The sequence below is a fragment of the Finegoldia sp. P1-F-LS genome, assembly GCF_052932205.1.
The window spans coordinates 17,421-33,946 of the sequence record NZ_JBRFJH010000011.1 but is presented as its reverse complement, the minus strand read 5'-3'; the positions used below and the strand labels follow the sequence as shown (position 1 = coordinate 33,946).

Below are 16,526 nucleotides of genomic sequence, written 5' to 3'. Positions count from 1 at the left end.
TTTGCTAATGGGCTCTTTATGAGCCCTATTTTTTATTGCAAAAGTAAAGGAGTAAATATGTTAAAAAGGTATAAGTGGTTTATTGATTACTACAAGAAAAGTTACATAATAGCAATTATCGCACTTATTTTTGATTATGCTTTTAAGTTGATTTTGCCGTACATGATTGGTAATGTGGCGGACAATATTTTCAACAAGAATGTGACTGCGGAGAACTTGAAGATTAATTTGGGGATTTGTCTGGTTGCAAGTGTGTTGTGTTATGTGGTTAGCGTTGTGTGGAATTTGAATGTGTTTAGGGGCGATGATACGATTAGGTATTTGGTGACGACAAAGCTGTACGACAAATATTTGAAGCAATCGCCGGAGTTTTTCGAGAAGAATTCCACGGGGTCTTTGATGGGGAAGGCTACAAATGATCCGTACGCATTGGGAGATTTTGCGGGATATGGTCTGATGAGTTTGTTCGATTCGACTTTTTATCCTATTTTAATTGTAATTGTTATGATTGTAACGACAGATTTTAGGTTGACTTTGTTGAGTGTGCTTCCACTTCCAATACTGGTTGTTGTGAGTAATAAAATCGGCAACAAATTGAATACGACTTTTGAAGAGTCGCAAAAATCGTTCGACAAGATGAACGATCAGACTTTGGAGACTGTAAGTGGTGTGCGCGTGGTTCGTGCAAATAATTTGAAGGATTTTCAAAGGAAGAAGTTCCAAGACAGAGCGGATGATTTGTACGAAAAGAACATGGCGACTGCAAAACTAATTGCATGGTATGGTCCAATCCAAAAGCCGATTGAGGTTATGACGTATGTGTTGGCGATTTCTTATGGAACTTATTTGATACGAACAGGAAGCATTACTGTGGGAAGATTGATGAGTTTTATGTTTTATTTGAATTTGTTGATTTGGCCGATGATTGGCATGGGCGATTTCATCAGCGTGAAGAAGCAAGCCGATGCGAGTATGGATAGAATTCAAGAGGTGTGGGATTACAAGGAAGACATTGTGAACAAACCTGATGCTGTTGATTTGAAGGAAAATCCTACGATTGAGTTTAGGAATTTGTCGTTCAAATATCCAACTTCGAAGGAAAATGTGTTGGAGAAAATTAGTTTTACAATTGAGCCTGGCAAGACGTTGGGTGTTTTGGGGAAAACTGGATGTGGAAAGACTACTTTGTTGAAGCAGTTTCTTAGATTTTACGATGTGGAAGATGGCGAGATACTTCTGAATGACAAAAACTTGACCGATTATACTGTCGAATCAGTCAGAGAAAGAATGGGATATGTTCCACAAAACCACATGATTTTCTCGAAGACTATTGGCGAAAATATCAAGCTTACTAACAAGGATGCAACGGATGAAGAATTGATGGAAGCTATACGAATGAGCGATTTTGAGAAGGATTTGGATAAGCTTGTGAATGGAGCGGACACGTTGTGTGGAGAAAAGGGAATTAGTTTGTCGGGCGGTCAGAAACAAAGGATTGCGTTGTCGAGGGCGTTGATAAAGAATCCAGATATTTTGATTATGGACGATTGTATGAGTGCTGTGGATGGAACGACGGAGAAAAATATCCTGGATAATTTCAGAAAGATTCGATCTGGTAAGACGAATATCATCGCAACTCACAGGATTAGTCAAGTGAAGGATGCAGATGAGATTATCGTTCTTGAAAACGGCAAAATAGTTGAAAGAGGTAATCACGACTCTTTGATGAAACAAGATGGTTGGTACAAGGAGCAATATTTGAGACAGACAGTGGAGAGTGCATATGAGAAAGAGTGTGACGAATAGAATAATAAAATACTCCCTAAACGAGAAGAAAAACTTGGCGACAGGGATGGTGTTTACGGTGTTGATGACGATATTCGAGATTGTCGGGCCGATAATACTGGCGTATATCATCAACAATTTACTTACAGGAGAAAAACTTGTTTATAATATCAGAAAATTAGCGCTTGTGTTGTGCTTGTATGCTGTAGTTTTCTTCGTGGATTCGTTGTGGAAGTACAATTCTACGGTGTATTTGGAGAAAACTGCGAACAAAATAGCACGCAGGATGCAAATGGATGTGTACGATCACATTCAAAAAATGCCGATATCTTTTTACGATAATTTGCCGGCTGGAAAAGTTGTCAGCAGAATTACAAACGACACGAAAACTGTGAAGAGTTTCTACCAAATGGTGTTGGCACAACTTATGGTAAGTATTATCGTGAGTATATTCATGATTGCGATGGTGCTGATAACTGACACGAAAATCGGGATTATTGTGTGCTTGTTTTTCCCGATTATGTTCTATATTTTTAAGAAATTTTTGCAAAAATCACGTTTTGCATTTACAAATATGAGAAAATACATCAGCGAAGAGAATGCGAAAATCAACGAGACTATCAATAATATTGAGATAATCAAGGCGTTTAATTTGGAAGATGATTTCAGCAAGGATTATGAAACTTCTGCGAAAAACGTGTACGATTACGGCTACATGGTGACGAAGGCTTACGGTACGATGAGCTATAATGTGTCGGAACTTCTTCGAAACTTTGCCAACATTACGATACTTGGACTTTACGCGTACAATGTTTTGACTGGAAATACTGATGTAAAGTTGGGGAGCATGTATTTGACGATGGAATACACGACTAGGACTTTCTCGTACATCAGCAACTGCGTACAAAGAATGGGCTCGTTGGAGCAATCATTCAGTGCAGCAGAGCATGTGTTTGAATTGCTGGACACTGAGGTCGAGGAATTTCCAGAACGAGAAATTGGCGATATCAAGGGCGATGTTAAGTTTGAAAATGTGGATTTTTCGTATATTGAAAACGAACCTGTGCTAAAAGATTTGTCGCTTGATATAAAAAGCGGAGAAAGTATTGCATTCGTAGGGTTTACTGGAAGTGGAAAGACTACGATAATTAATTTGCTTTTAGGATTTTACAAGCCACAAAAAGGTACGATCACAATTGACGGCAAGAACTTCAACGACTACAGCGTGGATTCTATAAGAGAGAATATTTCCTTGGTGCCACAAGATCCGGTGCTTTTCATGGGAGATGTGAAAAGTAACATCAGGCTCGACAAGGACTTTACAGATGAAGAAGTCGAGAAGGCGTTGAGGGATATCGGCGCTGATAGGTTGATAGATTTTAGAAATGGACTTGATGAAGAAGTCAAGGACAATGGCGCAAGTTTCTCTGCTGGTGAAAAGCAGCTTATTGCATTTGCGAGAAGTTACATCACCAATCCGAAGATTTTAATTTTGGACGAGGCGACGGCAAACATCGACACGCAAACGGAAGCTGTGATTCAGTATGCGATCGACAAATTGAAACAAAACAGGACTACTTTTATAATCGCGCATAGATTGTCTACGATTAAAAATGTGGATTGCATTTACGTGTTGGACAAGGGCGTTGTCGTGGAAAAAGGAACGCACGAGCAATTATTGGCAAATGGCAAGATTTACACGAGAATGTATCGTGAACAAAACAAGAAGGGCTAATATGAGTGACAATAGAAAAGCAGGGATTTTGTGTCCTGTGTTTAGTTTGAGTTCTAAATATGGAATAGGAAGTTTCGGAGAGAGTGCGTATGAGTTTGTGAGATTTTTGAAGAAATCCAACCAAACTTACTGGCAGATATTGCCTCTTGTTCCGATTAGTTCTGATGGCAACAGCCCGTATTTGTCGCCGTCAACTTTTGCTGGAAACTACATGTACATCGACATCGACAAGTTGATTGACGATGGTTTGTTGTGTGAGAGCGATGTTCGTGGCTACAAATTCGAAGACGATTTTGTAGATTACGATTATGTGGCAAAAACAAAGGAAGAGATTTTACGCAAGGCGTTTGAACGTAACAAGGATTTGAAGATAATCGACACGGAAAATTTTAGTGAGCGTGAACTTGTTCGTGGATTTTGCTTGTTTCAATCTTTGAAAAAGCATTTTAATGGCAAATCTTGGTTGGATTTTCCGTATGGTATAAAATACCGCAAGGAGAAAAGCGTCGATTATTACGAAAATTTGTTAAAAGATGAGATTGAATACAATGTGTTCGTACAATGTTTGTTTTACAAGCAGTATTTCGAATTGAAAAATTACGCGAATGATTTGGGGATAAAAATATTTGGCGATTTGCCGATTTATGTATCGAAGGAAAGCAGCGATATGTGGCAAAATCCAGATATGTTTGTGGTGAACGAGGATTTGTCGCCGAAACTTGTCGCAGGAGTTCCTCCGGACAGATTTTCTGAAACTGGGCAGTATTGGGGAAATCCTGTGTACGATTGGGATTATTGTGAGAAAACTGGATTTGATTGGTGGTTGAAAAGGTTGAAGCATAATTTGAAAATGTACGATGTGATTCGTCTGGATCATTTTAGAGGATTTGAAGCTTTTTGGGCAATTGTCGCATCGGAAAGCACTGCTGAAAATGGCCACTGGATTAAGGCAAAAGGCGATGAGTTTTTCGAGATTTTGAAGAAGGATAACTTGATTGACAGGATTGTCGCCGAGGATTTGGGCTTGATTACTGATGATGTTATCAATCTTCGTGACAGATTTGGTTTCAAGGGCATGAAGGTGATGCAGTTTGCGTTTGATTTGAATGAGGAATCGGATTATTTGCCGCACAATGTGGGAAAAAATTGTGTTTACTACACTGGAACTCACGACAATCAAACGCTTAGAGGATTTGTTAATAGCAGAAGTTCTGATGAGCTTGAATACATTAAAGATTATGTGAACGCTACGAATGTGGAATTATCGATGATAAAAGCTGCGTACATGACGAATTCTTGTTTGTGTATGTGTCAGATGCAGGATTTCTTGGGACTTGATGATGATTACAGGACGAATACTCCGAATACTTTGGGTAATTGGACGTGGAGAATGAAAAAAGATTGGCTTACAGATGAGCTTGCAGAAAAAATATCTGAGATTACGAAGCTCTACAACAGGGATTAGTTGAAGTAAAATGATTATAGGTATATAATTTAATTTACAGCAAATTATTTGGAGGAGTTATGAAGAAAGTTCTTACGATTGCAGGTTCTGATTGTTCGGGCGGCGCGGGAATTCAAGCGGATATCAAGACTATGTCGGCACACGGGGTGTATGCGATGAGCGTTATTGTTTCGGTGGTTGCTGAGAATACTTTTGAGGTGGTGTCGATTGAGGATTTGCCCGATGCGATTATAAAGGATCAGATTGATTGTATTTATAATGATATGGGCACTGACGGTGTGAAGATTGGAATGTTATCGAACAAGAGAATTATGAGTTGTGTTAGGGATAAATTATTGGAGTACAAACCAGAAAATGTGGTGTTGGATCCTGTGATGTACGCTAAGCACGGTGCTTGTTTGATGCAAGAAGATGCGATTGATTTGTTGATTGAGGATTTAATTGGCTTATGCACTTGTATAACTCCGAATATTCCAGAGGCAGAGAGAATTAGTGGAATGAAAATCAACGGTGTAGATGATATGAAAAAGGCAGCGGTGATTATTCGTAACATGGGAGCGAAATACGTTCTTGTGAAGGGCGGTCATCATGTGGGAGATGCTATTGATATTTTGTATGATGGCGAGAATTTCCACGAATTTGTGAATGAGAAGATTGACACGAAGAACACTCATGGGACTGGTTGTACGCTTTCAAGTGCGATTGCTAGTAATTTGGCGCTTGGAAAATCGATATATGACGCTGTAAAACTCAGCAAGGAATACATTACTAATGCTATCAAGCATGATTTGCATATTGGCAAGGGAAATGGGCCGACAAATCATTTCTACAAATTTTTTGAAGGAGAGTTGAAAAATGAATAAACAATTTAACTTAGGGTTGAACTTGGTCACGAACAAACAAACTCTCAAGGGAAGGGATTTGACGGAGACTATTGAGATTGCACTGAAAAATGGCGCGGATTCTGTGAGACTTAGAGAAAAAAACATGGACACTAGAAGCATTATGCAAGAGGCTTTCAAGATAAAGGAGATTACTCAACGCATGGGCAAGCTTTTGATTGTGAATGACAGGGTTGATATTGCGAAGGCGTGCGATGTCGACGGGGTGCATTTGGGACAAAAGGATATGCCGATAAAATACGCGAGGGAGATGCTTGGCGACGACAAGATTATTGGGATTAGTTGTCACACTTTGGAACAAGCGTTAGAGGCACAAGAGGCTGGTGCTGATTACATTGGTGTGGGGGCGATTTTTCCGACGTTCACGGGAGATGATTTCGTGAGGGTTACAATCGACACGTTAAAGGAGATTTCCGAGAAGATTCACGTTCCAATCACTGCGATTGGAGGTATTAACAAGAACAATATTAGGATGATTTTCGACAGTAATGTGGATTCGGTGTCGTTGACATCAGCGGTTTTTTCAACTGGAGATGTCGCAGCATCAACACAGGAGTTGAAACAAAAATTCGATATGATTTTGAAAAAATAATGAGAGGTGCGAGGGCACCTCTTTTTTGATGCGGTGAAATTGCTAAGGTAGGTTCAGAGCAAGAAAAAAGTAGAAAACCAGTTTGCACGAATATCTAGACTACGAAAATAAATAAATTCTAAGCTTGTGAATCTAAAATCGCAAACTCGCTTACCCTCAAACAGTGCGATTTCTTAACGATTCACTTCGCTTGAATTTATTCTTATTTTCTTCGTATGATATTCTTAGCAAAACTGGTAATCTACTTTTGTTTCAATGCACACTTAATAATTCGCTGGACATCTACGTTTTAGAGGGAAGAAGGAACAAAAAAGTCGTAGCACATTCGTCTAGCTTACAAAAATTGAAAAATTCTAATCTCAAAATCCTAAAATTTGAAGCACGCTTCGCTTACGCGGTCAAATTTTGGACGGATTTTTTCGATTGAATTTTGCACAATTTTTTCCAGATGACTCATTCAGCTACGATCTTTTTTGTTTATTTCAATGCATACTTGGTAAAATTTGGCAATTGCTTTTGTTTCACAGAAATACATTGCTGCTGGACATCTCCGTTTTTTCTATAGGGGGGAACAAGAAGAGCAAAATATCATCGCATCTTTTTTAAACGGAAAAGGGAGAGGTGGGTTGTAATTATCTCTAATTAGTGATAATATTAGATCAGAGGGATAATATGAATACTAAAAAATCAATGGCGGTGTATATTTCTATGAGTAGGGTTATTAATACTCTTCGCCGCGAGAACAACAAATTAATTTTGAAACACGGTCTTACTTTGGGACAGTTTGCAGTTATGGAGGCTTTATATTCTAAGGGAAGGCTTTCAACTGGAGAGGTTATGGAGAAGATTTTGTCTACGAGTGGAAATATTCCTGTTATCGTGAAGAACTTGGAGAAGGATGGTTTTATTACGAGAAAGCAGGATGAGGCTGACAAGAGAAGATTTATTCTTGATTTGACTGATAAGGGAAAAGATTTGATGGATGAGATTGTTCCTGAGAATTTGAAATTCATGGATGAATTGATTTCTCTGTGGGATGATGAGGACAAGAAAGAATTGATAATATTGATGAATAAATTCAGGAGGAAATATGAAGAGGAAAATTTTGAATAGGACGCAGGGTTTTAGGACGAAGGATGGCGCTGGTGTTAGTCTTGTGAGGGTTTTGAGTCGCAATACTACGAAGGAATACGATCCGATTTTGATGTTGGATTCTTTTGACAGCGTTGATCCTGATGATTATATTAAGGGATTTCCGATGCATCCACATCGTGGGATTGAGACGATAACTTATTTGCGCGAGGGTACGATGACTCACAAGGATTCGATGGGAAATGAGGACACGATTACTGACAACGAGGTGCAATGGATGACTGCTGGAAGTGGTATTATGCACGAGGAGATGCCGAAACCATCAAAGAGGATGCTCGGTGTTCAATTGTGGTTGAATTTACTTTCAAAGGACAAGATGGTTAGGCCTCATTATCAATCGCTTCGTGGAGATGATTTGAAAATTGTTGAGGAAGATTGCGCAAAGATTAAGGTTATTTCTGGAGAATATAAGGGTACAAAAGGATATGCGCCGAAATATTTGCCTCTAGATTTTTACGAGATCGAGATTAAGAAGAACGAGGAATTTACGATTGACACGAAAGATGATCAGCAAGTTATTTTGTTTACGTTGATTGGCGATATCGAGGTAGAGGGTGATGTTGTTTCTGAAAAAACAGCTGTGACGACTACTGATGGCGACAAATTGACAATTAAAGCGAAGGATGAGGATGTAATTGTTCTATTTTTACAATCTATTCCTACGAATGAGCCGATTGCTTGGGCAGGTCCAATTGTTATGAACACTAACGAGGATTTGAGACAAGCGAGCTTGGATTTGAGAAACGGAACTTTTATCAAGGAAAAACCTGAAGAGGATCAATAAAAAGGAGAGAATTATGACAAATATTGAAAAATCACTACAAAATAGAAGAACTATTTACAGTTTGGACAAGAATATAAAATCAAACGAAGAGGAAATCACAAAAACTATCAAGAATATTACTGAGTTGACACCTGATGCTTACGGTATCAGAAGTCAAAGAGTTGTGGTTGTTTTCAAGGATGGCCACGATAAGTTATGGGACAAGATTGGAGAGGTTTTCAACGGAAAAGTTGCCGAGGAAAAGATAAACATGTTCAAGAGTGGCTACGGAACTGTGTTGTATTTTTCTGACGAAGAAACTTTGAAGAAGGCTTCAGAAGACACAGGCGCTGATATTGAAAAGTTTGAGCATTGGTCAGCACAATCTATCGGTATGTTGGAGCTAAACATTTGGACTGCGCTTGAAGAATTGGGATTGGGTGCGAATATCCAACACTACAATCCAGTTATCGATGATGCGGTTAAGGAAATGTTCGATATTCCAAAATCTTGGAAACTTGACGCACAAATGGTATTCGGTAACAAAACTGCCGACCCAGATCCAAAGGAAAAGGAAGACATCAACAAAAGAGTTATTATAAAATAATTTGGATATAAAGGGGTGATGATTCACCTCTTTTTTGATGCGGTGAAATTGCGAAGGTAGTTTCAGAATACACGAAACACAAAAACTCGTAAACCGCTCATCTGTCTACAAAAATTGATAAATTCATCGCTTATGAAACTAAAATTGCAAACTCGCTGACGCTCAGACAGTGCAATTTTTTACGTTTCATTTCGCTTGAATTTAGAGCAATTTTTTTCGAATGATTCGCTTGTTTACGATGTTTTTGGTTTATTTCACAAATACACATAATCGCAAGATGTCTACATTTTACAGAGACATGCAAAACAAGAAAAGTCGTAGCACATTCGTCTGGCTTACAAAAATTAGAAAATTCTAATCTCAAAATCCTAAAATTTGAAGCACGCTTCGCTTACGCGGTCAAATTTTGGACGGATTTTTTCGATTGAATTTTACACAATTTTTTCCAGATGACTCATTTAGCTACGATCTTTTTTGTTTGTTTCAATGCACAATTAACAAAACTAGTAATCTACTTTTATTTCACAGAACAACAAAATCGCAGGATGTCTACATTGTACAAGGACAGACGAAAGTAGAAAACCAGTTTGCACGAATATCTAGACTACGCAAATAAATAAATTCTAAGCTTGTGAATCTAAAATCGCAAACTCGCCTTCGGCTCAAACAGTGCGATTTTTTAACGATTCACTTCGCTTGAATTTATTCTTATTTTCTCCGTATGATATTCTTAGCAAAACTGGTAATTTACTTTTGTTTCAATGCATAATTAGCAACCTCGTTAATCTACTTTATTTAACAACCCTACAAGCCACGCTCAGCTCTACGCCGCACTCACACCAACATCCACACTCCACACGCACCACACCCACATCCACAACTTACTCCACGCCCGCTCCACGCCATACCCTCCTAACTCCACTTCCGACAAACGGGGCGAGATATGGTATAATTATTTCATGGTTTGAAACGCGTCCATACACAAAGGCTATTGTGTGTGGGCGTTTTATTTTTATTTAAGGAGTTTTTTATGGGAAATCACAAGACTTTGAGCGAGTTTGGAAAGTATGTTTTTCTGAATATTTTCGCGCAGATTGCTTTTTCTTGCTATACTTTGATGGATACTTATTTTGTGTCGTGGAGGTTAAAAGCGGATGGTTTGTCGGCTCTTAATATTGCATTTCCGATGTTTTGCATTATTAACGGGATGGGTTTGATGATTGGTATTGGTGGTGGTATCAAGTATTCGATTTTTAAGAGTAAGGATATGGATGATGATGCGAATACTATTTTCACGAATGCGGTGGTTTTGGGTGTTAGCATTGCTTGTTTGTTTGTGATTTCGGGGATGTTTTTCTCTGATAAACTGGTGAGGTTTTTGGGAGCGGACGATAGTATTTTCGAGATGACTAATACTTATTTGAGAGTGATGATGTTATTTGCGCCGGCTTTTTTTATGAATAATATTTTGCAGTGTTTTGTCAGAAATGACAGGAATCCAAGGTTATCGATGGCTGCGATGGTTATTGGTAGTATTTCGAATGTGATTTTGGATTATGTGTTTATTTTTCCGATGAATATGGGGATTTTCGGAGCAATTTTTGCGACGGGTCTTGCTCCAATTATAAGTATGATGGTGATTGCGCTGTATATTATTTCTAGAAACAACGGATTTCATTTGAACAAGAATATTTTTGATTTCCATAGTATTAGAGAGATTGTGTCGAAGGGTATGTTTGCTTTGTTGACGGAGGCGACTTCTGCGAGTGTGATGTTTACTTTCAATATGATTATTCTAGAGATTTCTGGAAATGTCGGGGTGGCGGCTTTCAGCATTATTACTGTGATTTCTTTGGTGGTTACGGCTATTTATACTGGTTTGTCGCAAGGCATTCAACCTCTGATTAGCCATTATTACGGAAAGAACGATGCTGAAAATGTGAGGAAAATTTTGAAGTATGCTGTTGTTGTGCAAATTATGTTGTCGATTTTAATTTACAGTGTGATTTATTTGAACGCGGATATTTTAGCTGCATTTTACAACAAGGCGAATGATGTTTTGCTTCAAGATTACGCTGTGAGTGGCATGAAGATTTATTTTGTCGCGTGCTTTTTCATTGGTTTTAATATTGTGGTTTCGACTTATTTTACGTCAACTGAAAGATCAATTAAATCACAGGTGATTTCATTTGCTAGGGGATTTGTGATTATTATTCCTACGGCTTTGATTTTATCGAGGATTTTTGCAATGACTGGCGTGTGGGCAGCGTATCCTGTGAGTGAATTTATTGTTTGCGTGATGGCTATTGTTTTATTTTTCAGAGAAAAGTCTGTGATATAATCAAGAGAGATTGGAGGATTTATGAAAGGAAATTACGAGACGATTGTTCATCCGTTGAAACCTCTTTACGATGAGAATTCCAAGATTTTGATTTTGGGGTCTTTTCCATCGGTGAAGACGAGGGAGTATGGGTTTTTCTACGGCCATCCACAAAATAGGTTTTGGAAGTTGATGGAGAAACTTTTCGATGTGGATTTGGACGTTAGTATAGAGGAGAGAAAAAAGTTTTTGTTGGAGCATAATATTGCCGTTTACGATTCGATTTATCAGTGCGATATTATTGGCTCATCAGATTCTAGCATCAAAAATGTGGTGCCTTCCAATTTGAAAGAAATTGTGGATTGTGCAAATATTAAACATGTTTTTTGCAATGGTACTGCTTCTTTTAAATGTTACGAGAAATATCACGCAAAGAATTTGGGGGTGGATTGCACGAAGCTTCCTTCGACATCGCCTGCAAATGCGAGGTACAGGTTGGACGATTTGGTGGATGAGTGGAAGGTTATTTTGGAGTATTTATAAGTTCTGGAAATCATTTGCAACGAAATATTTCAAGTGTTATAATGATTAATGTATGGGAAAAATTGTTATAAATTTATTTTTTATCAAGGGGTACTAATGAAAAACTACACTGATTTATTAAAATCTGAATTGATTATGGCATTGGGATGTACTGAACCGATTTCTATTGCGTTGGCTGCGGCTAAGGCTAGGGAAGTTTTGGGGGATATTCCAACTAAAATCGAGGTTATGTGTTCAGGAAATATTATTAAAAACGTAAAGGGTGTTACTGTTCCAAATACTAATGGTATGAAGGGCGTTGAAGCTGCGACTGCTATTGGAACTGTTGCGGGAGATTCTTGTCTTGGTCTTGAGGTTTTGTCAAAGGTTACTGAAGATGACATCAAGGCTGCGAAGGATTTAATGGAAAAAAACATAATAACTGTTAGCTTAAAAGAAGGCGTGGAAAACTTAGACATAGAAATTGTAGCTGAAGACGACAAAGAAAACACTGTTGATGTTGAAATCAAAAACAAACACACAAATATTGTCAAGGTTACAAAAAACGACGAGATAATACATATTGATAATTGCTACACTCACACTCCAGAATACGAAAATTACGACGAACTTTCTGTAAAAGATATTTTCGAATACGCGAATAACGTAGATTTGGATGAGGTTAAGGATTTGTTGGAAAAACAAATTACTTTGAATTCAAAAATTTCAGACGAAGGTTTAACTGGGAAATGGGGAGTTGCAATGGGCAAGATTTTGATGGATGAAGATGATTCTATCAGATCAAAAGCCAAGGCAAGAGCTGCAGCAGGATCAGATGCTCGTATGAGTGGATGCTCCCTTCCAGTTGTGATTAATGCAGGAAGTGGAAACCAAGGTATAACTTGCACAATGCCCCTTGTAGTATTTGCAAACGAAAAAAATTACGACCGCGAAACTTTGTACCGTGGACTTTTGATTACAAACTTAGTTGCACTTCATATCAAGAGATTTATCGGTAGACTTTCAGCTTTTTGTGGAGTTACATCCGCAGGAGTTGCTGCAGGAGCTGGAATTTGTTACATGGAAACTAAGGATTTGGATTTGATTGAAAAAACAATCGGCAATGCCTTGATGATTGCATCTGGTATGATTTGTGATGGTGCAAAAGCATCTTGTGCAGCAAAAATCGCAACAGCTGTCGATGCGGGAATTTCGGGATATTATTTGGCAAAGAACAATCGAAACTTCGAAGCTGGAGATGGCTTGTTAAAAGACAATATCGAAGAAACCATCAGAAGCATCGGTTATGTTGCCAAGGAAGGCATGAAAGAAACAGATATTATTGTGCTTAACACAATGATTCAAAAATAAATTATGAGGAGTATTGGCTAAGCTGATGCTCTTTTTTTTATTTGTAAAATAGAAACATTTTCACGATAAAGTCTTATTTATGGCGTAAATTATAATATAAACACGTAAAATACAGATTAAATGTGTACTAAATTAATAGAAACGAGACGATTTAAATCAGGAAAATACTTGCATAATTTATTTCGTAGTATTATAATTTAATTAAATAAAATATTTTGAAGGAGGATTCTTATGGGATCATTTATTAGTGCCGAAAGTACTTGGATACTTTGGGCTGTGTTGGCTTCATGTGCTGCTCTTGCAATATTCTTGGAACAAAAGTATTCCTGGGCAAGCAAGGTTACAGGATGTATTTTGGCTTTGACTTTTACTTTAATTTTGTCAAACCTTAAAATTATTCCTACAGAAGCACCGGTTTACGATGCTGTATGGAGTTATGTAGTTCCTTTGGCTGTACCAATGTTGTTATTTAACGCTGATATCAAAAAAATTGGTAGAGATTCAGGAAGAGTTTTAATTATTTATTTATTAAGTGGTATTGGAACAATTTTGGGTGGATTTGTTGCATACTTTGCTTTGAAAAATGCAATTCCTGCTTTGAATGATATCGTTCCTATGTTTGTGGGTACTTATACTGGTGGTTCAGTAAACTTCGTTGCAATGAGTCAACAATACAAGGTTCCTGGAGCAACTGTATCAGCTGCATTAGTTGCAGATAACTTACTTATGGCTTTATATTTCTTTTCATTGATGGCACTTCCAACAATGGCTGTTATCAAAAAACATTACAAGATGCCACTTGTTAATGCTTTGGAACAACAATCAGAATCTGACATGGAAGCTAATAAAACTATGGCTGCAAAATATTGGGGAGCAAAAGAAATTTCCCTTAAAGATATTGCATTCACAGTTGCATTATCATTTGTTATTGTAGCTGTATCAGACAAATTAGCTACACTTTTTGGAGATTTATTCAAAGGTGAAGGTGCTGTAAGTGCTATCTTAGGCGGATTATTGGGAAACAAATACTTGTTAATGACAACAATTACTATGATTATTGCATCAGCATTTCCTAAACAAATTTCATCTATCAGAGGTAGCCAAGAAATTGGTACTTTCTTGATTTATTTGTTCTTCGCAGTTATTGGAGCTCCAGCATCAATTGGATTAATTTTAAGAGAATCTCCATTGTTATTAGTATTTGCATTAATCGTTGTACTAATCAACTTAGTAGTTTCATTGATATTTGGAAAACTTTTCAAATTCAATATCGAAGAAATCATCATCGCATCAAATGCGAATGTCGGTGGCCCAACTACCGCTGCAGCAATGGCTGTATCTAAAGGTTGGACAGAACTTATCGTTCCTGCACTTCTGGTAGGTACGTTAGGTTATGTAATTGGTAACTACTACGGTATTCTTTCGGGAATATTGTTACATTAATTTAGAAATTTGAACACATTCTTTGGGTTAATCTCAAAGAATGTGTTTGTTTGAACAGTAATTTGAACTAAAAAAGGAGAAAATATGTTAGAAAATTTAAAACCAGAAAGAGTGTTTCATTATTTTGAAGAATTGACTAAAATTCCAAGAGAATCTGGAAATGAACAAGCAGTCAGTGACTTTTTGTACAAGACTGGAAAAGATTTGGGACTTGAAACAATTCAAGACGAAAGCAACAATATAATCATCAGAAAACCAGCTCATCCTGATTATGTGGATCATCCTGCTGTTGTAATTCAAGGTCACATGGATATGGTCGCAGAAAAAGCTGACGGCGTTGAACACGACTTTTTGACAGATCCTATTCCTCTTGTTGTAGATGGTGACTGGGTTAAAACAGAAGGCACTACTTTGGGTGCAGATGATGGTATTGCAAGTGCTATTGGACTTGCAATCATGGAAGACAAAAACGCTAAGCACCCTGCACTTGAATTGTTGGTTACAACTAATGAAGAAACTACAATGGTCGGAGCAAGGGCATTGAAGAGAGAAAACATCAAAGGAAGAAAACTTTTGAATATTGACGCTGAAGTAGAAGGAATTTTGTTGTCGGGTTGTTCAGGTGGACACAACATAATAGGAACTAAAAAGTTAAATTATGTGGATAATAAAATGAAAAACACTTTTGTAATGAATATCAATAATATGCTTGGTGGTCACTCAGGAATGGAAATTCACCAACAAAGAGGAAACTCCATAAAATTTGCACGTGAAGCTTTGAAGTTAATCGAAGAAAAATCTCCTGTAGCACTTGTTAGTATAGAAGGTGGAACAAAACACAACGCTATTCCAAGAGATGCGAAGGTTGTGTTCAGTTCTAACGAAGACGATTACGATGTTGATTTTTCTAATTTAATTGCAAAATATCCATTGGATAAAGATATGAGAGTTAAAATCGAAAAATGCGAAAACGCAGACAAAGTATTGGATGAAAATGACAAAAAAGATTTACTATCTTTCATCGAAGAAGTTCCTCACGGAGTTTACAGCATGATGAAGGAATACCCAGATATCGTTGAATGCTCCAACAATTTGGCTATTTTCGAAATAAAAGATGATGTGTTGAAGGTAACTATTTCTCTTAGAAGTTCAAACCCAGAAACTTTCGATGCACACACTGAAGATGTGTCAAAAGTTTATGAAAAATACGGATTTGAAGTTAAGAATGAAGATTATTATAAACCATGGGCATTTGCAAAAGATTCTGACTTGAGAAACTTAGCGCTTGAAACTTACAAAGATTTGTTTGGAAAAGAAATGAAAGTGGAAGTAGTCCATGCAGCATTGGAACCAGCAGTGTTTATCGACACATTCCCAGACATGGAAATGATCTCCATAGGACCTACTATGAAAGACGTTCACAGTCCTAAGGAAAGACTTTCAATAGAATCAACACAAAGAACTTACGAGTTTGTGAAATCACTTCTAGAAAGACTTTAGTTTTTGACAAAATAAATCACAGAGAAAAATTGTGATAGACAAACCCTTATGCATAGAAATCGACGATTTTGTTGTCTTGTGCATAAGGGTTTTTTTGTTTTCTTGTCCCTGTCATGTTTCTGTGTCCAGCGATTTGTAATTATGTGAAATGAAGTAGATTACCAGCTTTGCTAAGAATATAATACGGAGAAAATTTAGTTGATTTCAAATCGAAAAAATCCGTCCAAAATTTGACCGCGTAAGCGAAGCGTGCTTCAAATTTTAGGATTTTGAGATTTAGAAATCACAAATTTTCGTAGTCTAGATATTCGTGCAAACTGGTTTTCTACTTTCGCCTGTCGTGAAACTACTTTTTATTTCACCACATAG

General features: G+C 37.5%; 13 protein-coding genes. All 13 read left to right on the top strand.

All coding sequences use genetic code 11. From position 1 onward, the window contains the following. The first annotated feature begins 57 nt into the window (after positions 1 to 57). The 13 genes from ACU68Y_RS08030 to pepD all read left to right on the top strand — a co-directional run bounded on the left by ACU68Y_RS08030 (position 58) and on the right by pepD (position 16,157). Positions 58 to 1,806, top strand: a complete 1,749-nt coding sequence (locus ACU68Y_RS08030; protein WP_446755769.1) for an ABC transporter ATP-binding protein — start codon at positions 58 to 60, stop codon at positions 1,804 to 1,806. Beyond that, entirely contained in the window at positions 1,784 to 3,520 is a 1,737-nt protein-coding gene (locus ACU68Y_RS08025) for an ABC transporter ATP-binding protein (RefSeq protein WP_446755768.1), read from the top strand. The genes ACU68Y_RS08030 and ACU68Y_RS08025 overlap by 23 nt, the downstream gene beginning before the upstream one ends. Then, positions 3,471 to 4,985, top strand: a complete 1,515-nt coding sequence (gene malQ / locus ACU68Y_RS08020) for a 4-alpha-glucanotransferase (protein ID WP_446755767.1) — start codon at positions 3,471 to 3,473, stop codon at positions 4,983 to 4,985. The genes ACU68Y_RS08025 and malQ overlap by 50 nt, the downstream gene beginning before the upstream one ends. A 59-nt stretch (positions 4,986 to 5,044) precedes the next feature. Then, positions 5,045 to 5,848 (top strand): bifunctional hydroxymethylpyrimidine kinase/phosphomethylpyrimidine kinase, encoded by an 804-nt coding sequence (thiD, locus tag ACU68Y_RS08015; protein WP_446755766.1) that lies wholly within the window; start codon positions 5,045 to 5,047, stop codon positions 5,846 to 5,848. Beyond that, positions 5,841 to 6,479: a thiamine phosphate synthase gene (gene thiE / locus ACU68Y_RS08010; protein ID WP_002837471.1), complete on the top strand. Its 639-nt coding sequence runs from the start codon at positions 5,841 to 5,843 to the stop codon at positions 6,477 to 6,479. The genes thiD and thiE overlap by 8 nt, the downstream gene beginning before the upstream one ends. A 672-nt stretch (positions 6,480 to 7,151) precedes the next feature. Beyond that, a complete protein-coding gene (locus ACU68Y_RS08005; RefSeq protein WP_446755765.1) occupies positions 7,152 to 7,592 on the top strand; it encodes a MarR family winged helix-turn-helix transcriptional regulator in 441 nt (146 codons plus the stop codon). Continuing rightward, the gene (locus tag ACU68Y_RS08000) at positions 7,570 to 8,415 is read left to right on the top strand and encodes a pirin family protein (protein WP_446755764.1); all 846 of its coding nucleotides are present in this window, start codon (positions 7,570 to 7,572) and stop codon (positions 8,413 to 8,415) included. The genes ACU68Y_RS08005 and ACU68Y_RS08000 overlap by 23 nt, the downstream gene beginning before the upstream one ends. A 13-nt stretch (positions 8,416 to 8,428) precedes the next feature. Next, complete coding sequence (locus tag ACU68Y_RS07995) at positions 8,429 to 9,001, top strand: nitroreductase family protein (protein ID WP_446755763.1); 573 nt, start codon at positions 8,429 to 8,431, stop codon at positions 8,999 to 9,001. 1,030 nt (positions 9,002 to 10,031) lie between these two features. Beyond that, positions 10,032 to 11,342 carry an MATE family efflux transporter gene (locus ACU68Y_RS07990; RefSeq protein ID WP_446755762.1) on the top strand — a complete coding sequence of 437 codons (1,311 nt, stop codon included), beginning with the start codon at positions 10,032 to 10,034 and terminating at the stop codon, positions 11,340 to 11,342. 21 nt (positions 11,343 to 11,363) lie between these two features. Further along, positions 11,364 to 11,864 (top strand): DNA-deoxyinosine glycosylase, encoded by a 501-nt coding sequence (locus tag ACU68Y_RS07985; RefSeq protein WP_446755761.1) that lies wholly within the window; start codon positions 11,364 to 11,366, stop codon positions 11,862 to 11,864. A gap of 96 nt (positions 11,865 to 11,960) precedes the next feature. Beyond that, positions 11,961 to 13,214 (top strand): L-cysteine desulfidase family protein, encoded by a 1,254-nt coding sequence (locus tag ACU68Y_RS07980; protein WP_446755760.1) that lies wholly within the window; start codon positions 11,961 to 11,963, stop codon positions 13,212 to 13,214. 231 nt (positions 13,215 to 13,445) lie between these two features. Next, positions 13,446 to 14,657: a DUF819 family protein gene (locus ACU68Y_RS07975; protein WP_002837491.1), complete on the top strand. Its 1,212-nt coding sequence runs from the start codon at positions 13,446 to 13,448 to the stop codon at positions 14,655 to 14,657. An 84-nt stretch (positions 14,658 to 14,741) separates the two neighbouring features. Further along, a complete protein-coding gene (gene pepD / locus ACU68Y_RS07970) occupies positions 14,742 to 16,157 on the top strand; it encodes a beta-Ala-His dipeptidase (protein WP_446755759.1) in 1,416 nt (471 codons plus the stop codon). Positions 16,158 to 16,526 lie beyond the last annotated feature (369 nt).